This is a genomic window from Bradyrhizobium sp. NBAIM18 (assembly GCF_020193825.1).
GTDB classification, from domain to species: Bacteria; Pseudomonadota; Alphaproteobacteria; order Rhizobiales; family Xanthobacteraceae; genus Bradyrhizobium; species Bradyrhizobium yuanmingense.
Genome location: NZ_JADYVO010000019.1, coordinates 52,028 through 72,499, shown reverse-complemented (window position 1 = coordinate 72,499; position 20,472 = coordinate 52,028). Strand labels below are relative to the sequence as shown.

Below are 20,472 nucleotides of genomic sequence, written 5' to 3'. Positions count from 1 at the left end.
TCCCGTTCCGGTGTTGCTTCGTAACGGTGAGCTTCCGGTCGTTGTTCCGCAGAGCCGCCTGCGGTTCTACCCACCACGAAGCAGATGCCGGGAACCCCGCCCCCGAAGTTGCTTTATCTACAAAGGAAGCAAGACATGGACACACGCGTCAGACATTGCAGGGTCCGGATCGGATCCGTGGATACCTTCTACCGAGAAGCCGGTCCTGAACGCGCGCCCGTCGTTCTGCTGCCGCACGGCTATCCCTGTTCATCCTACGAATTCCGCAATCTGATGCCGCGACTGGCCGATAATTGGCGGCTGATTGCTCCCGACTATCCCGGGTTCGGCTATAGCGGGACACCTGATGACTTCGACTACAGCTTCGACGGCTATGCCGCGTGGCTCGACCAGTTCGTGAGGCAGCTGAAGATCGAACGCTTCGTGATCTACCTTCATGATTTTGGCTCACCGATCGGAGCGAGGCTGGCGATCATGCGGCCTGAGAGGGTGGTGGCCCAGATCATTCAAAACGGCGACATACCTTACGAAGATGCGCTTGGCCCGGCATACGCCGACATCGAGAAGTGCTGGTCACTGCCCGATCAGGAGATGCGTGCGGCGATGCGGGAAGCTGTCACTGAAGAGAATTTCCGCGACGAGTTCCTGAACGATTTGCGTGCGGATATGGCTGGGCTGATCGCACCGGACCTTTGGCGATTGCACTGGTCGCTGATGACCGAGCGGCGGAAAGACGCCGCCGCAGACGTTCTGTTTGGCCTCAAGGCGAACCGCCAGTGGTTTCCCGAGCACCGCCGATATCTTCAGCAGCACAAGCCCCCAACATTGATCCTGTGGGGGCCGCAGGACCATTACATGCCTGAGGAGTCAGGGCGGGCCTATCTCCGCGACCTGCCGGATGCCGAACTGCATCTCCTGGATGGCGGCCATTGGCTGCTCGAAACCAACCTCGATGAGGTTGTCGCGCTGACGCGATCATTTCTCGAACGGATCGAACCTTAACGGGCAACGACAGCGCTTTTGTCGCCAACCGGCACCGGCGCGGGCGGCAAGCTTCCCCGATCGTCCGGGGCGTTCGACTTCCCCCAGATATTTCCTATATCGTGCGGCAACGATCTTGACGCAGCGGACCGCTTCGATGGCCAGGAGACGCACGACGGACACGGACGACCTTCCCCGCTATTTCGTCTGGGTCCGGGGGCTCGAAGGGCCCGAGCCGCAGAAATGGACGGCGATGGATTTCGGCGTCGGCGATTGGAAGCGGCCGCTCGTGCTGGCCTATCTGGAGCTGCCGGAAGACGAACGGCCGCTGTCGCTATCGGTCCTGGCGCGGCGATATCCGCCGCCGCGGATCGATCTTTCGTAGCCGGATTGGCCCGTCGGCCGACAACGTCAGGCCGGCACATGGCCGTCCCGTGACTTTCCCGCCCCCATGATTATGGGTGTCACCGCCTTCGCGCTGCGGTTAAACTTGCTTCGCGCCGCGGGGGACACGCGGGTCGCGGGACGATGATCATGACCGAACAGGACGAGACGGGTGAGGCCATCACCATCCTCCTCGTCGAGGACGATGCGCCGACCTGCTGGCGGCTCCAGGATGCGCTGGTCAAGGCCGGTTACGAGGTGCGCAGCGCCGGTACGCTCGCAGAGGCGCGGCAAGCCCTCGCCGCCGGCGCGCCGCGCGTGCTGCTGACCGACCTGCGACTGCCCGACGGCCACGGCGTCGAGCTGATCCGCGAGATGCGGCAGCGCTTCCCCGACACCGAAATCATGGTGATTTCCGCGCTGGGCGACGAGGAGAGCGTGATCTCCGCGATCACGGTCGGCGCCACCGGCTACCTGCTCAAGGACGCCTTCCCCACCGACATCGCCACCACGGTGCGCGATCTGGTCGCGGGACATTCGCCGATCTCGGCCTCGATCGCCCGCTTCATCGTGCGCAGGACGCAAGGTGCCGCGCAGAATTCGGCGGAGCCGCCGCCCGGCCCCGCGCTCAACACGGCAAGGCTCACCCCGCGCGAGATCGACATCCTGTGGGGCATCGCCAAAGGCTTCAGCTATGCCGAGATCGCGAGCCATCTCGGCCTGTCCAAGCAGACCGTGCCTGGGCATATCAAGAACATCTATCGCAAGCTCGAGGTGCATACGCGCAGCGAGGCGGTGTTCGAGGCGGTGCAGCAGGGCCTGATCAAGCTGTGAGCGAGATCGCGGCCAAAGCACCTACGAAGGCACCCGCGAAGGCACCGACACGCCCGCGGCGCCGGCTAATCGCCTCGCGCCTCGTGCCCTATCTGCTGCTTCAGGTGCTGATCGTGATCGTCACGATCCTGGGGATTCGGGTGCTGCAGCCGAGCGATCCCGAAGACTTCGCCGTGACCGATTTTTCGGTGCGAGAGGACGGTCTGACGCGCCCCGTGACGCTGCCGCATTTCACCTCGTCGCGCTATTCGCTGGCCGACCCGCCATTCTACGCCGGCACCTTCACGTTCCGGAGCGGCGATGCGGCCTCGGGCTGGTCGGTGTTCCTGCCGCGCTTCAGCAACGCGGTGGAGGTCGCCGTCAACGGCGTCGTCGTGCTCGACTCCCGACGCGACGCCAACGCCAACCGGCCCGACCGCAACACGCCGCAGATCGCCGTCATCCCCGCGTCGCTGCTGCGCGAGGGCGGAAACGAGATCACGGTGCGGCTGTTCGTATGGGGCCCGCTCAAGGGCTTCCTCGACACCGTCTATGTCGGGCCGGATGCCGCCTTGCGCCCGGCCTATGAGACACGCACGCTGCTGTTCGTCACGCTGCCTGTGGTGTTTTCCGCCTGGCAGGCGATCCTGGCCGTCATCCTCGCGATCATGTGGCTGATGCGGCGTCACGAGCCGGTCTATGGCGTACTGGCGACGGCGATGGTGCTCGGCGTGGTGCAGGCATTCGCGCCGCCGCCGGTGCCGCCGGCCACGGTATCGCACCTGGCCGCGGTGCTGCTGGCCTCCGCACCGATCGAGAGCGCGCTGATCGTCGTGTTCGGCGTGCTGTTCTTCGGCTGGCGCTGGCCGCGCTACGGCACCCTGCTGTTCGTGCCCGGCGTCCTCGTGTTCGTGGTCGGGCTGATCGGGGGCCCGCCGCTACCGCGCATCCTGTTCCTGGTGCTCGGCATTCCCACCGTCGGGCTCTGCCTGTTCCTGATGGCCTGCGTCACCGCAACCGCGGTGGTGCGACGGCAGGACGCGGCGAGCTTCACGATCGGCTGCGCGGTGACCATCGTGCTGGTTTGCTGGGTCCAGGACATGCTCACGGTGCTCGATATCGTGAGCAACGATCGCATCTTCGTCTCGCGGCTGTCCTATTCGGCGATGCTGGTCGCGATCGGCGCCGGGCTGACCTGGCGCTTTGCCCGCGCCTTGAACCAGGTCGACAGCTTTGCCGGCCAGTTGGTGACGCGGGTGCGGGAGGCCGAGGAGCGGCTGAAGGCGAGCTTTGCCCGCGAGGAGGAGCGCGCCCGCGCGGCGGCGCTCGCCAACGAGCGCACGCGCCTGATGCGAGACCTGCACGACGGCCTCGGCGGCCAGCTGGTGAGCATCGTCGCGCTGTCCGAGCGCGGCAGCGCGGGCGCGGCCATCACCGACGCTGCCCGCGCGGCGCTGAAGGATCTCCGTCTCGTCATCGATTCCATGGACGACATTGGCGGCGACCTGATGCTGGCGCTCGGCTCCTGGCGCGAGCGCGCCACGGCCCAATTGCGGCCGCACGACATCACGCTCGACTGGCGCGTGGCGACGCCGCAGGGCCTGCCGCTGCATCCCGAGCTCAGGCCATGGCACGTCGTCCAGATCGTGCGTATTCTCGACGAAGCCGTGACCAATGCGGTCAAGCACGCGCAGGCCCGCCGCATCGCGGTAACCATCGACACGTTCGACGCGGGCCAGGGGCCGTACGGCGTGATCAGCGTGACTGACGACGGAGGGGGCTTTGCGCTGGCCGGCAATGGCGAGGCCGCGGGGGCCGGCCAGACCGCGCGCGGCTTGCGCAACATGAAAAGCCGCGCCGCCCGCTGCGGCGCGGTGCTCGACCTGACGTCTGATTCCTCCGGCACGCGCGTGCGGCTGAAATTGCCGCAACGTTTTCCCGACAGCGACATGGCCGCGGGCTGAAAGGGCCCCCTCCCCGAACGTGTGGGGCGCACGGAGAGAGGGGACGGGCCGGGTAAAATTGCCTGCGGAGGACGGGGGGTTCGTCCGCAGGCCCCTTGGCCCGAAGCGATGCATCAATTCAATGAAGCGGAAATATCAGCGCACGCCGACGCGATTGACCGGGCCGCCGCGATTCATCGGCGTGCCGGCACGCACACCGACACCGGGCGCGCCGACACCGGGGGTCGCGACGGCAGCCCGCGCGACCGGCGCTCCCACCACCACGGCGCCAGTCGGCCGCACTACGCAGCCCTTGGGCACGCCGACGGTCTTGCAATAGACCACGGCCTGCGCCGGGCTCGTGCCCAGCGACACCATCGCCGCGCCCGCCAGCGCCATGACCGTCAGCCCTGCGCCCAGCGCTCCAGCTCTCTTCGACATCTTGCTCTCCTGGTTCCGTTCGGCGTCCCGACGCAATCACCGGGTCTCGCAGCCGAGGTGCAGCCTGAATGACAAAAGTCGGCGCGCGGATACATGCCATGAAGATGGGGGTACCGCGGGCGGGAGGACTGGCCGCTGCCATGAACATGGCATGGACCGGCGCCCGGCCTTTGCGGAATGGTCCGGCCCGATTGATCCCGGTCGGGACCAACGAGAATTCCAAAGAGGTGCTCTATGAAGATTTTGGTTCTTGCCGCGCTGCTGCTCGCAGCTGCCGCACTGCCTGCTGCCGCGCAGTCCGGTCCATCTGTCCAGGAGCAAATGGCCTGCCGCGGCGACGCCAGCAAATTCTGCGCCGAGCATATCGGCAAGCCGCCGCAGATGAATGCCTGCCTGCGCGAGAACAAGTCGAAGCTGTCCGATTCCTGCCGCAAGGTGGTCGAATCGCGCGGAGGCTAGTCGTTCATCCTTCTCTCTTGGAAGAAGCCAGAGAGGGCAGCGCTCTGCCGCCCTCTCGAAAAAATGCCAAAGGCGCGCCGCTATTCCTGCATCATTTCGCCGCTTCCGCCGAACTCGGCGGGAAAATCCTTCAGCTTGGGCAGGCCATCGCGCATCGGCAGCACGGTCTCGGCATAGTTGACGTGGACGCCGGGCGTGAACGCGAGGGTGGGGATGGTGGCGGCGAAAACGTCGACCAGACCGAGCGGCGGATGGTTGGTCATGAGATGGCCACCGCACTTCCTGCAATATTTGCGCTGGCTGAGCGGCGTCTTGACGAAGGTCTCGACATTCTGAGCGCCTTCGGTGATGCGCACGGCTTCCGGCTTCCACAGGCTGAAGGCGTTGACCGGGCCGCCCGACCATGAGCGGCAGGAGCGGCAATGGCAGTAACCCATCGCCTCCGGCGCGCCCGTGACCTCGACCGTGACCGCGCCGCAGAAGCAGTTTCCGACATGTTTCATTTGGACGTCTCCCTTTTTCCGATGGATCGCTATCGCGCGTCGGCGCCCCGCGCGCCGTTTCGATTGGATGCGCGGGGCTTGGCCTAGACTATACTGACCGGCGCCAGGGAATAAGCATGGAGACGCGTTGCTTGTACTGCCGGTACTCGTCGCCGAAGAGATCGACGAGATCGCTCTCCTCAAGCGCGATGCCGACGAAGATGTAGAGCGTGGTCACGGCCGCGAACAGCAGATGACCCGAGGTCATGACCGGCGCCGCCCAGAACGCGATGATGAAACCGAGATAGATCGGATGGCGGACGAACTTGTAGAGCAGCGGCGTCTTGAAACGCGGCGGCTGCATCTCCTTGCCGACAAGATGATTCGTCACCTGATGCAGGCCGAACAGTTCGAAATGGTTGATGATGAAGGTCGAGGTGAACACCAGCACCCAGCCGGCGAAGGACAACGTGACCAGTGTCACGGCAAGATCGGGGTTCTCGACTTCCCATATGACCGCGGGTAGCGGACGCCACTGCCAGAACAGGAGCAGCAATGACAGGCTCGCGAACAACACGTAGGTCGAGCGCTCGACTGGCTTGGGGACGAACTGCGTCCACCATGCCTTGAATTGTTGGCGCGCCATCACGCTGTGTTGAACCGCGAACAGCGACATCAGCAGCAGATTGATGACGACCGCGCGAACGACGGGCGCTTCGGCACCGGTATCGATGGTCTTGGGCACCATCACCCCCATGACGAAGCCGATCGCGTAGAGAATGGTGACGAAAAACACGAGATACGCCGCAATTCCGTACAGAAAGGCGATGAACCTGAAAATACGAGAGCCCGTAACCTCCGGGCCGAGAGAATGAACCTGATGATCAATTTGGGTCATGAAACACTCCGTTGTGCCGAGGCATCGACACGGTTTGGTCTTCGCACCATGCCGGATCGGACGTCCCGCGGCTTTCGCGGACGATTGATTTTCGCCTGAGACGACTTTGATTTTTGCTTGAGACGACGAGAACGTGCGATTTCGCTTTGAAAACAACGTGCTGGACGGTGACCTTCGGGAGCTCACTTGCGACGGGGAAACCGTTCCTTTGCAGCCGCAAGTGTTCGATCTGCTGCTTTATCTGGTCACGCAACGGGCGCGTGTGGTCAGTAAGGATGACCTGATCAGCCAGATCTGGAACGACCGCGTCGTTTCGGATTCCGCCCTGAACAGCCGGATCAACGCCGCGCGCAAGGCGCTCGGCGACGACGGCGCGACCCAGCGCCTGATCAAGACCATTCCGCGCAAGGGGTTTCGCTTCATCGGCGAGGTCCGGGAAGAGGTGGCGGTATCGCTCGCGCGGACGGAAGCCAGGCCCGCTCCCCCGCGGGTGGCGGACCGCCCGGCGATCGCGGTGCTCGCCTTCGAGAACAAGAGCGGGGATCCCGAGCAGGACTATTTCGGCGACGGGATCAGCGAGGACATCCTCACCGCGCTGTCGAAGCAGCGCTGGTTCATGGTGATCGCCCGCAACTCCTCCTTCACCTACAAGGGACGCGCGGTCCATATCACGCAGATCGCCGAGGAGCTCGGCGTCCGCTACATCGTCGAAGGCAGCGTGCGCAGGGCGGACAAAAGGGTGCGCATCACCGCGCAGCTCAACGACGCCGTGTCGGGCGGTCATCTCTGGGCCGAGCGCTATGACCGCGAGCTCGTCGACGTCTTCGCCGTGCAGGACGAGATCACCAACGCGATCGCCGCTGCGATCGAGCCGCAGATCCACGCCGCCGAGAATTTCCGCAGCCGTCGTAAGCCGCCGGCGAGCCTCGACGCCTGGGACCTGTTGATGCGCGCGCTGTCGCATTATTGGCGCGTGACCCGGCAGGACCACGCGGCAGCGAAGGCGCTGCTCGCGCGCGCGATCGCGATCGATCCGGATTACGGCCAGGCGTTGTCGGTGCTGGCCGTGAACGACATGTTCGGCGTGCATCTCGGCTGGACCGAGCTGGCCGCGGTTGCGCCGTCCGCGGAAGCCGCCGCGCTCAAAGCGGTGCGCTGCGACCATGAGGATGCCTGGGCACATGCCGCGCTCGGCAGCGTCTGCTTCTCGACCCGCAGGCTAACAGACGCGCTGTCCGAGTTCGAGCAGGCGCTCGCGCTCAATCCGAACTTCTCGCTGGCGCAGGGCTATTACGCGCTGGCACTGTCCTATGCCGGACGATCGAAGGACTCGTTCGAGGCTGCGCAAAAGGCGATCCGGCTGTCGCCGCGCGATCCGTCATTGGCGATCTATCACGGTATCGCCGCCTATGCGCGCTTCACCGAACGGCACTATGGCGAGGCCATCGCGCTGGCGCGCGAGGCGATCCGCCACCGCGGCGATCTTACCGGCGCATACCGCGTGCTCGCCGTCTCCGCCGGCATGACCGGCGATGGCCCGCTTGCGGAAATGGCACTCGGAGAGCTCCGCCGCACCCAGCCGGGCATCTCGCTGCACTGGATCGCGACGCAGCTACCGTGGGCCAGTGAGCGAGATCGCGAACACTATCTGGAGGGATTCCGCCGCGCCGGGTTGCAGTGAGGCGTATTACCCTCCCTGCAGCGCAAGCGTTAGGTTCGCTTCCGGCGTAAATGGACGACGACATCGAGCCGCGCGATCTCGTGGCCGGGAAGCGCCTCGGGCATCTTGGTGAAGGCGAGGCCCTCGGCCACGTCGACCAGCACGTCCTCGCCTTCGAGATAGAAGTGCGGATGCAGGGACGTGTCGGTGTCGAAGAACGACTTGATGCCGTCGGCCGCGATCCGCCGCAGCAGGCCGGCTTCGGTGAACTGGTTCAGCGTGTTGTAGACGGTGGCGAGCGACAGGTATGCGTTCGCAGCCATCGCTTCTGCGTAGAGACTTTCTGCGGTGACGTGACGATGGCCGCCCAGGAACAGCAATCGGCCCAGCGCCACGCGCTGGCGTGTCGGGCGCAAGCCGGCATTGCCGAGCAATTGCAGGCAGTGCTGCACGCCCGCATCCGGCGACGGCTCAAGACCGGCGACATCGGGTCCGCCGTCGTCATCCGCAGGGATAGTCGTGGCCTGAATGTCCATCCATCGTCTCACGGCTCAAGCAAACGGGATGCGCAGCCGCGTCCCGCTACTTGCCATTCGATCGCAAAAGCGGCGGGCCGGCTTTGATCCGGATCAAGTTTGGGGTCGACCGCCTCTGACCTGGCGCAAGGCGGGCCGGCTCATTCCCGGCCAGAATGCGCGGGCATAGATGAGGTTCGCATGTCCAAGCCGGTTCCCGACAAGGCAGAGGTCGCACTCGAATATCCCGACAAATTCTATGTCGGCACCTTCGAGCATTCGTCCCGCTTCGAGGCGAAGCTCGACGGCAGCGGCATTGCGCTGGTGCTGCAACATCCTGGTGCGGCCGATGAACGCAAATCGGTGCATCTGCACATCAACTTCGGCCTGCTGGCCGGCATCCTGCGGGAGCTCGCCCGCAGCGTCGCCGCGCTGCCCAAGGACGACATCGCGCACCGCGAGCAGCTTGCAGAGGCGCTCGACGAATTGCAGCGGGCGCTCGGCGCAAAATGACGGGCTGATGCTTTTGGTCGCAGGCGCGGACTTGTGCACTGCCCCGGCATGCTCTCATCACTTCTGAAGGCCGCCTGATCCCTCGGAGCTGGCCGATCTACCGTGCCGTCGCACAGGCGGAGAAACAGGACGAGCTGTACATTTTTTGTGCGAGCACTGTCGCGACTTTCATCTTGCCGCGCCGAACGGGACTGTGTGAGCCTCGATGGCGGATGGGGACTGGGATGGACCGACCGTCGCTTTGCGCGCAAGGGCGCGTGCGAAGCGTTTCCGGCTGGTCTCGCTTGAGAAAGATTACGACATGCCAAAACGAGTGTTGCTTGGTCTCCTCCTGGCTTGCGGCCTTGCGGCCCCTGCGCTGGCGCAAGAGCCGAAGACGGGGGGTGTGATCAATGCCGTGATTCAGCCCGAGCCGCCCGGCCTGATGCTTGCGCAGGTCCAGAACGGCCCGACCCAGATGGTCTCGGGCAACATCTTCGAAGGCCTCTTGCGCTACAGCCCCAAGCTCGATCCCCTGCCGGAGCTCGCCGAGAGCTGGAGCGTCAGCGAGGACGCCAAGACCTACATCTTCAAGCTGAAGAAGGGCGTGACCTGGCACGACGGCAAGCCCTTCACCGCCGCCGACGTGCTGTTCTCGATCGAGATGCTGAAGCAGACCCATGCGCGCGCCCGCACCAATTTGGCGCAGGTCGACAAGGTCGAGACGCCGGACGATCATACGGTGGTCTTCACGCTGAAGCAGCCGTTCGGCCCGTTCCTCGGCATCTTCGAGGTCGGCTCGATGCCGATGGTGCCGAAGCATCTCTATGCAGGCACCGATTGGAAGACCAACCCCTACAACAACGCACCCATCGGCACCGGCCCATTCATGTTCAAGGAATGGCAGAAGGGCTCGTTCATCCGCCTGGTCAAGAATCCGAACTACCACGAAAAGGGCAAGCCCCATCTCGACGAGATCTACTGGCAGATCATCCCCGACGCCGCCGCGCGCTCGGTGGCTTACGAGACAGGCAAGGTCGACGTGCTGCCCGGCGGCTCGGTCGAGAATTTCGACGTGCCGCGGCTATCCAAGCTGAAGGACACCTGCGTCACCGGCGCCGGCTGGGAGTTCTTCTCGCCGCTGGCCTGGCTGTGGCTGAACAACCGGCAGGGTCCGCTCGCCGACAAGCGGGTGCGGCAGGCGATCATGTATGCGGTCGACCGCGACTTCGCCAAGGACGTGATCTGGAACGGGCTCGGCAAGGTCGCCACCGGCCCGTCGGCCTCGACCATCAGGTTCTATACCGATGACGTGAAGAAATACCCCTACGATCCGGCCAAGGCCAAGGCACTGCTGAAGGAAGCCGGCTACAAGGGCGAGAAGATCCGCCTGCTGCCGCTAGCCTATGGCGAGACCTGGCAGCGCTGGGGTGAAGCCGTCAAGCAGAACCTCCAGGATGTCGGCATGACCATCGAGACGATCGCCACCGATGTCGCCGGCGGCAACCAGAAGATCGCCGAGTGGGATTACGATATCGCCTTCACCTATCTCTACCAGTACGGCGACCCCGCGCTCGGAGTGGGGCGCAACTACATCTCCAGCAACATCGCCAAGGGCCAGATGTTCAACAATGTCGAGGGCTATTCCAACCCGGAGATCGACAAGCTGTTCGCCGAGGGCGCGGTTGCAACGCCGGATTCCAAGCGCAAGGAGATCTACGAGAAGGCGCAGAAGATCCTGGTCGAGGACGTGCCGGTGGCCTGGATGCTCGAGCTGCAATTTCCGACCATCATGCGCTGCAAGGTCAAGAACCTGATCACCACGGGGATCGGGGTCAATGACGGCTTCAAGGACGCATGGCTCGACAAGTGAAGCCTCTTACCTCTCCCCGCCTGCGGGGAGAGGTCGAATGTGCGTATAGCGCACATTCGGGTGAGGGGGAGTCTCCACGAGTCCAACTGCTGATACGCTCGCGGAGAGTCCCCCTCACCCCAACCCTCTTCTCGCAAGCGGGGCGAGGGAGTCACTCTGTCTCCGTGGCGCCAGGTCACATCACCAATATGACTCACTAGATGCTCTCCTTCGTTGCTCAGCGCGTCCTAAAGGGCGTGATCGTCCTGCTCGCGATCGTCGTTCTCAATTTCTTCCTGATCCGCCTGGCGCCCGGCGATCCCGCGATCGTGATGGCGGGCGAGGCCGGGGCCAGCGATCAGGTCTTCGTCAAGCAGCTCCGGGAGAAGTTCGGGCTCGACAAGCCGCTGCCCGAGCAGCTCTTCATCTACGTCAAGGGCGTCGTCAGCCTCGACCTCGGCTTTTCCTTCCGCCAGCAGGCTCCGGTCGCAAAACTAATTGGCGAGCGGCTGCCGGCGACGCTGTTGTTGACGCTGACCGCCTTCGCGATCTCGCTCACGCTCGGCATCCTGTTCGGCACCTTCGCCGCGCGCTTTGCCGGAACGTTTGCCGACACAGCCATCACCGTGTTCGCGCTGATCTTCTATGCCATGCCGATCTTCTGGGTGGCGCTGATGGGCATCCTCCTGTTCTCGGTCACGATGGATTGGCTGCCGAGCTTCGGTTACGAGACGGTCGGGGCCAACCTCACCGGCCTTGCCCATGCGGTCGACGTCGCAAAGCACCTGATCATGCCGGCGATGACGCTCGGCCTGTTCTTCATGGCGACCTACACCCGCATGACGCGCGCCTCGATGCTGGAGGTGAAACGCCTCGACTTCGTCAAGACGGCGCGCGCCAAGGGGCTCTCCGACGCCGTGATCCAGCGCCGCCACGTGCTGCGCAACGCGCTGCTGCCGGTGGTGACGCTCGCCGGCGTGCATTCCGGCACGCTGATCGGCGGCGCCGTCATCACAGAGACCGTATTCGCCTGGCCCGGCATCGGGCGGCTGATGTACGACGCACTGCTGCAGCGGGACTACAATCTGCTGCTCGGCGTGTTCGTGATCTGCTCCGCCATGGTCCTCACCTTCAACCTCATCACCGACCTCGTCTATCGCCTGGTCGATCCGCGGATCGAATACGCCGCATGAAACAGTTCTGGAAATCGATGCTGAAGAGCCCGAGCGGCGTCATCGGGCTCGTCATCCTCCTGGTTGCAATCTCTGTCGCGGTGTTCGGACCGATGCTGTTCCCGAACTCGCCCTGGCGCATGGTGCAGCGGCCGTTCCTGCCGCCGTTCACGCTCTCGACCGTGCCGCTCGGCACCGACGCGCTCGGCCGCGACATCTTCGCCGGCATGATCTTCGGCGCGCGCGTCTCGCTTCTGGTCGGTCTCGTCTCTACGCTGGCGGCGCTGATCGTGGGCGTGCCGATCGGTGCCATGGCCGGTTATTTCGGCGGCAAGGTCGACGACGCCCTGATGCGCTTCACCGAGTTCTTCCAGACCATTCCGAGCTTCGCGCTCGCGATCGTGCTGGTCGCCATCCTGCAGCCCTCGATCTATTCGATCGTCGCCTCGATCGCGGTGGTGAGCTGGCCGCCGGTTGCTCGCCTCGTGCGCGGCGAGGTGCTCTCGCTGCGTACCCGCGAGTATGTCCAGGCCGCCGTGGTCACCGGCCAAAGCAACAGCTGGATCATCCTGCGCGAGATCCTGCCCAACGCGTTGTCGCCCGTGATCGTGCTGGCCTCGTTGATGGTGGCGACCGCGATCCTGCTTGAATCCTCGCTGTCCTTCCTCGGCCTCGGCGATCCCAATCTGATCTCCTGGGGCTACATGGTCGGCGCCGGCCGCACCGTGATCCGGCAGGCCTGGTGGATCACCGTGTTTCCCGGCATCGCCATCCTGATCTCGGTGCTCGGGCTGAACCTGATCGGCGAAGGCCTCAACGATGCGCTCAATCCGCGCCTGTCGCGGGAGGGCCGCTGACGATGACCGCCCCGGCCGCCGTCTCCATCAGGAACTTGCGGATCGCGCTGCCCAAGGGCGCCGAGCGCCCCTTCGCGGTCGACGGTGTCTCGCTCGATCTGCAGCCCGGCAAGATCGTCTGCGTCGTCGGCGAGTCCGGCTCCGGCAAGTCGATGTGCGCGCATGCGCTGATGGGCCTTTTGCCGGATACGGTCTCGGTCACCTCTGGTGAAATCCAGTTCGAGGGCCGGGACCTGCTCAAGCTCGCTGACGACGGCTGGCGCGATCTGCGCGGCCGTCGGCTGGCGATGATCTTCCAGGAGCCGATGACCGCGCTCAATCCGTTGATGCGGATCGGCGACCAGATGGCGGAGATGTTCGAAGCGCACGGCCTGCTCACGCCGAAGGAGCGGCGGGCCAAGGCGCTGGCGCTGGCAAGCGAAGTCGGCCTGCCCGACCCTGAGCGCATCGTGCGCGCCTATCCGCACCAGCTCTCCGGCGGCCAACGCCAGCGCGCCATGATCGCGATGGCGCTCGCTCTCGAGCCCGCGGTGCTGGTCGCGGACGAGCCGACCACCGCGCTCGACGTCACCACGCAGGCCCAGATCCTGAAGCTGATCCGCAACCTCCAGCAGAGCCGCAACATGGCGGTGATGTTCATCACGCATGATTTCGGCGTGGTCGCCGACATCGCCGACCAGGTCGTGGTGCTCCGCCACGGCAAGGTCGTCGAGGAAGGTCCCGCCACGGCCATCTTCAACGAGCCGCAGCACGACTATACCAAGGCATTGCTTGCCGCCGTGCCCTCGATGGATCCGCCGCCGCGAGAGCCATTGGACGATCGGGCCAAGGCCGTCGAGGTGATCGGGCTGGACAAGACCTACGTCACGTCGGGCGGCTGGTTCCGCCAGGCCCGCCGCGTCGATGCGGCGCGCGCGGTCAACTTCAACATCCTCAAGGGCGAGACGCTCGGCCTCGTCGGTGAATCCGGCTCGGGCAAGTCGTCGGTAGCGCGCCTGGTGATGCGACTGATCGAAGCCGACCGCGGCACGGTGCGGATCGGCGACACTGACCTGACGTCGCTTTCCGGCAAGGCGCTGCGCGGCGAGCGCCATCGCATCCAGATGATCTTCCAGGATCCGTTCGCCTCGCTCAATCCGCGCCGCAAGATCGGCCACATCATCGCCGACGGGCCGATCGCAGCCGGGACCGATCCAAAGGTGGCGTTCGACCGCGCCCGCGATCTCCTCAAGATGGTGGGCCTGGACGCCGGCGCGCTCGAACGCTATCCGCACGAATTCTCCGGCGGCCAGCGCCAGCGTATCGGCATTGCCCGCGCGCTCGCGCTCGAGCCGGAGATCATCGTCGCGGACGAGGCCGTCTCCGCGCTCGATGTCTCGGTGCAGGCGCAGGTGTTGAAGTTGCTGGAAGATCTCAAGGCGCGCCTCGGCCTGTCGATGCTGTTCATCACCCACGATCTGCGCGTCGCGGCCCAGATCTGCGACCGCATCGCGGTGATGCAGCGCGGCGCTATCGTCGAGCTGAAGCCGACGGCGCAACTGTTCGCCGCGCCCGAGCACGCCTATACGCGCGAATTGCTCGCAGCCGTGCCCGGACGGAAGGAGCACGCGCCGGCGGCCTGAGGCGCTCGTCCTTGTTCATCGATTTCCGTGATGGTTCCAAAAACTTGCACGCCGAGCGAGGCGAAACATATTCGATTCAGCGGCATTTGCTTTCGTGAGACCATCCTTGCTCATGTCGGCAGGGGGTGAGTTGACGCCAGAGTCGCTCGTCGCGGCTGGCGCCGTACAACGAACGTGATGTGATGGCAGCTCAAGAACCCAGCAAGCAAGACGCACCGGGATGCTGGGAACTGCGCAGCCCGGTCACGCGCTTTTTATCCGGTCGTGACCGGACCGGCCGCTTCAAAGCTAAGGGCATGACCATAGACGACGTTTGAATGATCGACGTCATCTCATGACGGACTCACACTGATACTCGGAGCCAACATGGGCGAAGTTATTCGATTTGTCTCGAAGTCCGAGCGCGAGCGAACGCGTCTCATCCAGGAAGCGCGGGCGATCTACGACAGCATCTTCCCGCCGGTCGATCCGACGGACGAGGGCCAGGGAAAGCCGGCGATCCGTCGCCCGTTCATCGGCCGCGACGGAGGTAACGTATCGTGATCAAGATCATCGCCGTGCTTTGCAGCCTCGCGTCTCCCTCCAATTGTCACGAGCAGATCGTCACCACGTCGGACTTTGCGCAAATCTCGGTGCAGGCCTGCCTGATGGGCGCGCCGCAGCTTGCCGAATGGATGAACCAGCATCCGGCCGAGCGCCTGGCGGCCTGGCGCTGCGTGATCGGAGACCAGGGGCGCCGGGGAATCTAGCGAGGCGGATTCTCCTCCGACAAATTAGGGCGGCCCACAAATCACGGAGTGACGCCAGTCCATTGCCGGTCTACCCTCCCTGTTCGAAAATGAGGGGGACGCCGGATGGAAGTCGCCAGCCTCGTTCTTCCGGTCTTCGCGATCATCGTCACCGGCTGGCTCGCCGGCGAGCTCGGCTATCTCTCGCGCGCGCTGGCCGATGCCCTGGTGCATTTCGCCTACAACGTGGCGATGCCGGCGCTGTTGATTGTCACGATCGCCCAGGAGCCGGCGCGCAATCTCCTGGAGTGGCGCTTTCTGCTCGCCTTCGGCGGCGGCTCGCTGATCTGCTTCGCGCTCGTGTTCGTGCCGGTCCGCGCAGGCGGCAAACACGACCTCGCCAGCAGCACCATTCACGGGATGGCGGCGGCGATGACCAACACCGGGTTCGTTGCGCTGCCGATCCTGCATGCGATCTACGGCCAACCCGCCGTCCTGCCCGCGGCCGTCGCGACGGTGTTCGTGGCCGCAGTGATGTTTCCGATCACGGTGATCCTGCTGGAAAAGCGCGATGCACGCGGGGCCTCCGTGCGCTCTATGGGACTGGCAAAGCAGATTCTGCTCAATCCCATGGTGCTGTCGACGTTCATCGGCCTCACCTGGGCGGTGACGGGATTGCCGATTCCGGCACCGGTCGCGGCCTATCTCAACATGATCGCTGCCGCGCTCACGCCGTGCGCGCTGTTCGCCATCGGGCTCGGCCTGTCCATCGAGGGCTTGCGGTCCAACCTGAAAGCGTCGTTTGCGCTCGCCGCGGTGAAACTGGTGGTCATGCCGCTCATCGTCTACGGGCTTTGCGTCGTGATCGGCCTCACCCCTCTCTACACGGTTGCGGCGGTCATCTGCGCGGCCGTGCCGACGGCGAAAACCGTCTACGTCCTCGCACATGAACACAAGGTCGAGGAGAAGCTGGTTGCGGCCACGGTCTCGATCACGACGATGCTGTCGGTCGCGACATTGCTCATCGCGCTTTATCTGCTCTCGGGATTGGCGAGCGGCATGCGTTGATCCGCCAGTGGCCTCCACCTTGCCGGAGCCCTCTATCTCGTGGTGTTGCTCCAGGTGGGAGCCGAGTTGGTCACGCCGACCGAGGGCCAATTGTATGATCCGATCGACGGGGCGGTGACAGTGCCAATCGTCTGTCCCGACGATCCGTAGGCCGCCCTCGGTTGCGCGGCCGGCGCTCCGGCTCCGCCATAGGTCGGAGCCACCACACCAGTGCTGTATTGCCGGCTGGACCGGACCTTCTTCGCCTCAGCTGCGAATGGTGCGGCAAGCAGTCCCGTCGTGATCAGCGCGGAAATGGCGAGTCTGATGGTTTTCATGGCTGATCCCTTCACCCGTTGCGCGCCCCGATATGGCAAGTGTTCATGCATCGGCAAATTTCCATGGGTTCTCCCTTCATAACTCCGTGTGCGGACGAAGGTGCCGGAGCGCGGCGGACTCACACCGTCTTCGGATGGACCCGAATCAGCGCTAGTGCATTGCTTTCAGTGACTTCCCTGGACGCAAGCATGACCGGCGCCGAACTGAAGCAGCTTCGCAACGACCTCTCCGATGCCCTCGAGCGCAAGCTCAGCGCGGCCGACATGGCCAAGCTTTGCGGACTGCCGGAGAGAGGCGGCGCCGACACCATCCGGCGCTGGGAGGTCAGCGGCCCGACGCCGGAGGGGACCAGGATACTGCGCGTGCTCGCGATGGCGAGCGAGCGCTATCCGATCCTGGAGAAGTTCGACATCTTCGATCGACACGATGTGCGTGAGGAAGACAGGCCGGCAAAGCGCGCCGCCTTTCGCGCGCAGATGCGCGACGAGGCGCGCCGCCGCCTTGGTTAACAGGATGCCCGCGCAAGTTACCCGAGAGGCGCCAAGTTAAGCCTTCCTTCACCACTCCTTAAGCCGCCATTAAGCACGAAAACCGATTGCCGCCCAATAAGTTGGCTTGGCTACCGCTGTGCCATGCATGTGACAGCATTTTCGTCAAAAGCGAGCTATCTGCAAAACCAATGCGGCGCAGAAAACGCGCCTGCCGGGGACCTTACGTGTTGGAGTTCAAGACGATGAAGAAGATTCTATTTGCGACCGTGGCGCTGCTCGTGGTGGGCGCGGCTCCGCCGGCCGTCGGCGCCGATCTCGGCAACCGCAATTATTACAAGACGCCCGCGCCGGCCTACGCCGCGCCGATCTACAATTGGACAGGCTTCTATCTCGGCGCCCATGTCGGCGGCGCGTTCTCCAGCGACAACAATTTCAATGGCCTCTCCACCGGCAACAATGGCAACGGCCGCTTCCTCGGCGGCGTGCAGGTCGGCGGGGCCTGGCAGTTCCACCCGAACTTCGTGGTCGGCGTCGAGGGCCAGTATTCCTGGCTCTCCGGCAGCGTCGGCGCGGTGTTCCCTGGCGGCATCGCCTACACCAACGACCAGCGCGGCCTCGGCTCGATCACCGGCCGCGTCGGCTACACCTGGGGTCCGGGCCTGGTCTATGTGAAGGGCGGCTACGCCTATTCGGACAACAACGAGAAGGTCACCGTCGGCGGCGTGCCGACCGCCTTCGTCATCACCGGCGATCATCGCAACGGCTACACCGTCGGCGCCGGCCTCGAATACATGTTCGCCCCGAATTGGTCGGCCAAGGCCGAGTACCAGTATTACAATTTCGGCGACGCGAGCTTCACCGCCGGTCCGCTCGCCGGCACCGGCGCCTTCACCACCGACGACCATACCTTCAAGGCGGGCGTCAACTACCGCTTCAACTGGGCAAGCCCGGCCATGGCGCGCTACTGATCGGTTACCACGACCTTATCAAGATGAGGGGGCCGGCCTCGTTGCCGGCCCCTCTTTTTTTCGCTCTGCGGAACAACGTCAACCGATTGGGCTCATTGCGATTCCTTAACCGGTGCTGCCGATACTGCAGCCACAAATAGAAGAACATTGGGGGAATTTCGATGCCGATCCGTTTGGGCCTTGGCCGCTTCCTTGGCCGTTTCCGTCCGCGTTTCAAAATGCCCAAATGGGGCGTGCGCGGCAGCCTGTTCGCGGCGTTTGCGGTCATCGCGGGCATGGGCCTGGTGATCGCGGCCGGCGCCGGCCTCGCGTTGCAGAATCTCGGCGGACGCATCACCGAACTGAGCGGACGGGACATTCCGCGCCTTTCCGCCAGCCTGCAATTGTCGGCGCTGAGTGCGAGCCTGGCGGCGCAGGGACCGGCGCTGCTTGCGGCGCAGAGCGAGGACGCTCTGAACGAGCGCACCAAGAAACTCAGGGAATTACAGGAGCAGACGCAGCAGAAGCTCAACGAGATCATCGAGCTCGGCGGCGACAAGAGCGTCGTCTCCGGGCTCAGCGAGACGATGAAGAGCATCAACGAGGCGGCTCAGAGCCTGGCCAAGGCCGCCCGCGAACGGCTCGACATCGCAGCCCTCCACGACAAGCAATATGACGCCCTTCGCACCGCGCAGGGCGCGTTCGTCGGCGCAGCGAGCCCGGCGATGCTGGACGCGCAGACCCGCGTCAATGCCATTCTCGGTTCAGCCGACCTGTCCGCCGCGGATGCAACCGACGCCGCGCAGACCGTCGGTCAGCTCGGCAACGTCGTCGCCAGCGGCAATCTCGCGGCCGCCAACATGAGCGCGGCGCTGTCGGCGAACACCAGCGACAAGCTCGATGACATCCAGAAGGAATTCAAGACGGCGCAGGGGCGCCTGCGGTCGAACCTCGATCTGTTGCCGGACAACCAGGGCAACAAGATGCTGCGCGAGACGGCGGAAAAGCTGCTTGCGCTCGGCACCGGAAAGACCGGCGTGTTCAATCTGCGCGAGAAGGAGCTCGACTCCGTCGACTACGGCCAGACCATCCTGGACGAGACCCGCAAGCTCAACGTCGGCCTCGGCATCAGCGTGCAGCAGCTCGTCGATGGCGTGCAGAAGGAGACCAACACCTCGACCTTCCAGGCACGGCAGGAGATTTCGCTCGCGACGTCGGTCATGCTGGCGATGGGCGCGTTGATGCTGGTCGGCTCGGCGCTGTTCGTCTGGCTCTATGTCGGCCGCAACATCCTGCGCCGGATCGGCGCCTTGCATCAGTCGATGCAGTTGCTCGCGAACGGCGATCTCGAAACCGAGATCTACCGCTCGAAGAACCACAACGACGAAATCTCCGTCATGGCGAACACGCTGCAGGTGTTCCGGGAGAGCATGATCGAGACCCGCGCGCTGACCAGCGAGCAGGACAAGGACCGTATCGCCAAGGCCGAGCGCGCCGCGCGCATGGAGGCGAAGATCGCCCAGTTCGAAAGCACGGTGCGCTCCGCGCTCGACAATCTGGCCCAATCGGCCAATTCGATGCAATCGACCGCGCAGAGCATGTCGAACACCGCCGACCAGTCCAACGCGCTGGTCAACGCGGTCGCCTCCGCCGCGGAGGAGACGTCGGTCAACGTGCAGACCGTCTCGGCCGGCACCGAGCAGCTATCCTCCTCGATCCAGGAGATCAGCCGTCAGGTCGTGACCTCCGCCGAGATCGCCAAAAAGGCGGTCGACGAAGCGGGAGCGACCGACGCCACGGTGCAGAGCCTTGCCGACAGCGCGAGCCGCATCAGCGTCGTCGTCGACCTGATCCAGACCATCGCCTCGCAGACCAATCTGCTCGCGCTCAACGCCACCATCGAGGCGGCGCGCGCCGGCGAGGCCGGCCGCGGCTTCGCGGTGGTTGCCTCCGAGGTGAAGAGCCTGGCCAGCCAGACCGCCAAGGCGACCGACGAGATCCGCACCCAGATCGCCAGCATGCAGTCAGTCACGACCTCCGCGGTCGGCGCCATCCAGGGCATCGGCCGGATCATCGGCGAGATCAACGACGTCACCACGACGATCGCAGCAGCGGTCGAGGAGCAGGGCGCCGCCACGCGCGAAATCGCCCGCAACATCCAGCATGCCGCCGGCGGCACCAGCGAGGTCTCCAGCAACATCGTCGGCGTCTCCACCGCGTCCGCCGAAGCGGGCGCTGCGGCCACCGAGGTGCTGGGCGCCTCGGACGCCCTGCGCCGCGAGGCCGATATGCTGCGCGGGGAGATCGACGCCTTCCTCAACGACATGCGGGCGGCGTAAGGCCCTGTCC

At 64.7% G+C, this 20,472-nt stretch carries 22 protein-coding genes; 17 read left to right on the top strand and 5 right to left on the bottom strand.

Annotated elements, in window-relative coordinates; genetic code table 11:
- The first annotated feature begins 135 nt into the window (after nucleotides 1–135).
- From I6F17_RS29830 to I6F17_RS29815, 4 genes are all read left to right on the top strand, one after another.
- Nucleotides 136–1,002, top strand: a complete 867-nt coding sequence (locus I6F17_RS29830) for an alpha/beta hydrolase (RefSeq protein ID WP_225126913.1) — start codon at nucleotides 136–138, stop codon at nucleotides 1,000–1,002.
- Nucleotides 1,003–1,138: 136 nt separating this feature from the next.
- A complete protein-coding gene (locus I6F17_RS29825) occupies nucleotides 1,139–1,366 on the top strand; it encodes a hypothetical protein (RefSeq protein WP_225126911.1) in 228 nt (75 codons plus the stop codon).
- A gap of 149 nt (nucleotides 1,367–1,515) precedes the next feature.
- The gene (locus tag I6F17_RS29820) at nucleotides 1,516–2,199 is read left to right on the top strand and encodes a response regulator transcription factor (RefSeq protein WP_193760694.1); all 684 of its coding nucleotides are present in this window, start codon (nucleotides 1,516–1,518) and stop codon (nucleotides 2,197–2,199) included.
- Nucleotides 2,196–4,142, top strand: coding sequence for an ATP-binding protein (locus I6F17_RS29815; RefSeq protein ID WP_225126909.1), 1,947 nt, complete (start codon nucleotides 2,196–2,198; stop codon nucleotides 4,140–4,142). Before I6F17_RS29820 ends, I6F17_RS29815 begins: the two co-directional genes overlap by 4 nt.
- A gap of 135 nt (nucleotides 4,143–4,277) precedes the next feature.
- Here the strand turns inward: I6F17_RS29815 and I6F17_RS29810 are convergent, their stop codons facing one another.
- Nucleotides 4,278–4,562 (bottom strand): hypothetical protein, encoded by a 285-nt coding sequence (locus I6F17_RS29810; RefSeq protein ID WP_035996722.1) that lies wholly within the window; start codon nucleotides 4,560–4,562, stop codon nucleotides 4,278–4,280.
- 234 nt (nucleotides 4,563–4,796) lie between these two features.
- On the opposite strand from I6F17_RS29810, the gene I6F17_RS29805 reads away from it, so the two are divergent.
- On the top strand, nucleotides 4,797–5,021 hold the full coding sequence (locus I6F17_RS29805; RefSeq protein WP_225126900.1) for a hypothetical protein: 225 nt from the start codon (nucleotides 4,797–4,799) through the stop codon (nucleotides 5,019–5,021).
- Between the two features lie 80 nt (nucleotides 5,022–5,101).
- Here I6F17_RS29805 and I6F17_RS29800 read toward each other — a convergent pair whose 3' ends face one another.
- Both I6F17_RS29800 and mddA read right to left on the bottom strand, forming a co-directional pair.
- Nucleotides 5,102–5,524, bottom strand: coding sequence for a GFA family protein (locus I6F17_RS29800; protein ID WP_036040263.1), 423 nt, complete (start codon nucleotides 5,522–5,524; stop codon nucleotides 5,102–5,104).
- An 88-nt stretch (nucleotides 5,525–5,612) separates the two neighbouring features.
- Entirely contained in the window at nucleotides 5,613–6,401 is a 789-nt protein-coding gene (gene mddA, locus I6F17_RS29795; RefSeq protein WP_225126890.1) for a methanethiol S-methyltransferase, read from the bottom strand.
- Nucleotides 6,402–6,534: 133 nt separating this feature from the next.
- On the opposite strand from mddA, the gene I6F17_RS29790 reads away from it, so the two are divergent.
- The gene (locus I6F17_RS29790; protein WP_225126887.1) at nucleotides 6,535–8,082 is read left to right on the top strand and encodes a winged helix-turn-helix domain-containing tetratricopeptide repeat protein; all 1,548 of its coding nucleotides are present in this window, start codon (nucleotides 6,535–6,537) and stop codon (nucleotides 8,080–8,082) included.
- A 29-nt stretch (nucleotides 8,083–8,111) separates the two neighbouring features.
- Here I6F17_RS29790 and irr read toward each other — a convergent pair whose 3' ends face one another.
- The gene (irr, locus tag I6F17_RS29785; protein WP_036040259.1) at nucleotides 8,112–8,597 is read right to left on the bottom strand and encodes a Fur family transcriptional regulator Irr; all 486 of its coding nucleotides are present in this window, start codon (nucleotides 8,595–8,597) and stop codon (nucleotides 8,112–8,114) included.
- Between the two features lie 180 nt (nucleotides 8,598–8,777).
- Between irr and I6F17_RS29780 the strand changes: the two genes are divergently transcribed.
- The 8 genes from I6F17_RS29780 (at nucleotide 8,778) to I6F17_RS29745 (ending at nucleotide 16,367) form a co-directional block, all read left to right on the top strand.
- Nucleotides 8,778–9,089: a hypothetical protein gene (locus I6F17_RS29780; RefSeq protein WP_036040257.1), complete on the top strand. Its 312-nt coding sequence runs from the start codon at nucleotides 8,778–8,780 to the stop codon at nucleotides 9,087–9,089.
- 301 nt (nucleotides 9,090–9,390) lie between these two features.
- Nucleotides 9,391–10,941, top strand: coding sequence for an ABC transporter substrate-binding protein (locus I6F17_RS29775; protein ID WP_225126885.1), 1,551 nt, complete (start codon nucleotides 9,391–9,393; stop codon nucleotides 10,939–10,941).
- Between the two features lie 200 nt (nucleotides 10,942–11,141).
- Nucleotides 11,142–12,113, top strand: coding sequence for an ABC transporter permease (locus tag I6F17_RS29770; RefSeq protein WP_225126884.1), 972 nt, complete (start codon nucleotides 11,142–11,144; stop codon nucleotides 12,111–12,113).
- On the top strand, nucleotides 12,110–12,949 hold the full coding sequence (locus I6F17_RS29765) for an ABC transporter permease (RefSeq protein WP_036040253.1): 840 nt from the start codon (nucleotides 12,110–12,112) through the stop codon (nucleotides 12,947–12,949). The genes I6F17_RS29770 and I6F17_RS29765 overlap by 4 nt, the downstream gene beginning before the upstream one ends.
- A 2-nt stretch (nucleotides 12,950–12,951) precedes the next feature.
- Entirely contained in the window at nucleotides 12,952–14,571 is a 1,620-nt protein-coding gene (locus I6F17_RS29760; RefSeq protein ID WP_225126882.1) for an ABC transporter ATP-binding protein, read from the top strand.
- 366 nt (nucleotides 14,572–14,937) lie between these two features.
- Complete coding sequence (locus tag I6F17_RS29755; protein WP_192893053.1) at nucleotides 14,938–15,114, top strand: hypothetical protein; 177 nt, start codon at nucleotides 14,938–14,940, stop codon at nucleotides 15,112–15,114.
- Nucleotides 15,111–15,320, top strand: coding sequence for a hypothetical protein (locus I6F17_RS29750; protein ID WP_035996696.1), 210 nt, complete (start codon nucleotides 15,111–15,113; stop codon nucleotides 15,318–15,320). The genes I6F17_RS29755 and I6F17_RS29750 overlap by 4 nt, the downstream gene beginning before the upstream one ends.
- Before the next feature lie 105 nt (nucleotides 15,321–15,425).
- On the top strand, nucleotides 15,426–16,367 hold the full coding sequence (locus I6F17_RS29745) for an AEC family transporter (protein WP_225113016.1): 942 nt from the start codon (nucleotides 15,426–15,428) through the stop codon (nucleotides 16,365–16,367).
- Nucleotides 16,368–16,399: 32 nt separating this feature from the next.
- On the opposite strand, the gene I6F17_RS29740 is transcribed toward I6F17_RS29745, so the two are convergent.
- Entirely contained in the window at nucleotides 16,400–16,684 is a 285-nt protein-coding gene (locus I6F17_RS29740) for a hypothetical protein (RefSeq protein WP_225126880.1), read from the bottom strand.
- 189 nt (nucleotides 16,685–16,873) lie between these two features.
- Here I6F17_RS29740 and I6F17_RS29735 point away from each other — a divergent pair, with 189 nt between their 5' ends.
- From I6F17_RS29735 to I6F17_RS29725, 3 genes are all read left to right on the top strand, one after another.
- On the top strand, nucleotides 16,874–17,194 hold the full coding sequence (locus I6F17_RS29735; RefSeq protein WP_035996689.1) for a hypothetical protein: 321 nt from the start codon (nucleotides 16,874–16,876) through the stop codon (nucleotides 17,192–17,194).
- Nucleotides 17,195–17,418: 224 nt separating this feature from the next.
- Nucleotides 17,419–18,144 carry an outer membrane protein gene (locus tag I6F17_RS29730; RefSeq protein WP_225126877.1) on the top strand — a complete coding sequence of 242 codons (726 nt, stop codon included), beginning with the start codon at nucleotides 17,419–17,421 and terminating at the stop codon, nucleotides 18,142–18,144.
- Nucleotides 18,145–18,305: 161 nt separating this feature from the next.
- The gene (locus tag I6F17_RS29725) at nucleotides 18,306–20,462 is read left to right on the top strand and encodes a methyl-accepting chemotaxis protein (protein WP_225126876.1); all 2,157 of its coding nucleotides are present in this window, start codon (nucleotides 18,306–18,308) and stop codon (nucleotides 20,460–20,462) included.
- Nucleotides 20,463–20,472 lie beyond the last annotated feature (10 nt).

What these genes read in the sequence shown, in the direction of transcription:
- I6F17_RS29830 (WP_225126913.1), top strand. Translation starts at nt 136, where the DNA reads ATGGACACACGCGTCAGACATTGCAGGGTCCGGATCGGATCCGTGGAT.
- I6F17_RS29825 (WP_225126911.1), top strand. Translation starts at nt 1,139, where the DNA reads ATGGCCAGGAGACGCACGACGGACACGGACGACCTTCCCCGCTATTTC.
- I6F17_RS29820 (WP_193760694.1), top strand. Translation starts at nt 1,516, where the DNA reads ATGACCGAACAGGACGAGACGGGTGAGGCCATCACCATCCTCCTCGTC.
- I6F17_RS29810 (WP_035996722.1), bottom strand. Translation starts at nt 4,562, where the DNA reads ATGTCGAAGAGAGCTGGAGCGCTGGGCGCAGGGCTGACGGTCATGGCG.
- I6F17_RS29805 (WP_225126900.1), top strand. Translation starts at nt 4,797, where the DNA reads ATGAAGATTTTGGTTCTTGCCGCGCTGCTGCTCGCAGCTGCCGCACTG.
- I6F17_RS29800 (WP_036040263.1), bottom strand. Translation starts at nt 5,524, where the DNA reads ATGAAACATGTCGGAAACTGCTTCTGCGGCGCGGTCACGGTCGAGGTC.
- mddA (WP_225126890.1), bottom strand. Translation starts at nt 6,401, where the DNA reads ATGACCCAAATTGATCATCAGGTTCATTCTCTCGGCCCGGAGGTTACG.
- irr (WP_036040259.1), bottom strand. Translation starts at nt 8,597, where the DNA reads ATGGACATTCAGGCCACGACTATCCCTGCGGATGACGACGGCGGACCC.
- I6F17_RS29780 (WP_036040257.1), top strand. Translation starts at nt 8,778, where the DNA reads ATGTCCAAGCCGGTTCCCGACAAGGCAGAGGTCGCACTCGAATATCCC.
- I6F17_RS29775 (WP_225126885.1), top strand. Translation starts at nt 9,391, where the DNA reads ATGCCAAAACGAGTGTTGCTTGGTCTCCTCCTGGCTTGCGGCCTTGCG.
- I6F17_RS29770 (WP_225126884.1), top strand. Translation starts at nt 11,142, where the DNA reads ATGCTCTCCTTCGTTGCTCAGCGCGTCCTAAAGGGCGTGATCGTCCTG.
- I6F17_RS29765 (WP_036040253.1), top strand. Translation starts at nt 12,110, where the DNA reads ATGAAACAGTTCTGGAAATCGATGCTGAAGAGCCCGAGCGGCGTCATC.
- I6F17_RS29760 (WP_225126882.1), top strand. Translation starts at nt 12,952, where the DNA reads ATGACCGCCCCGGCCGCCGTCTCCATCAGGAACTTGCGGATCGCGCTG.
- I6F17_RS29755 (WP_192893053.1), top strand. Translation starts at nt 14,938, where the DNA reads ATGGGCGAAGTTATTCGATTTGTCTCGAAGTCCGAGCGCGAGCGAACG.
- I6F17_RS29745 (WP_225113016.1), top strand. Translation starts at nt 15,426, where the DNA reads ATGGAAGTCGCCAGCCTCGTTCTTCCGGTCTTCGCGATCATCGTCACC.
- I6F17_RS29740 (WP_225126880.1), bottom strand. Translation starts at nt 16,684, where the DNA reads ATGAAAACCATCAGACTCGCCATTTCCGCGCTGATCACGACGGGACTG.
- I6F17_RS29735 (WP_035996689.1), top strand. Translation starts at nt 16,874, where the DNA reads ATGACCGGCGCCGAACTGAAGCAGCTTCGCAACGACCTCTCCGATGCC.
- I6F17_RS29730 (WP_225126877.1), top strand. Translation starts at nt 17,419, where the DNA reads ATGAAGAAGATTCTATTTGCGACCGTGGCGCTGCTCGTGGTGGGCGCG.
- I6F17_RS29725 (WP_225126876.1), top strand. Translation starts at nt 18,306, where the DNA reads ATGCCGATCCGTTTGGGCCTTGGCCGCTTCCTTGGCCGTTTCCGTCCG.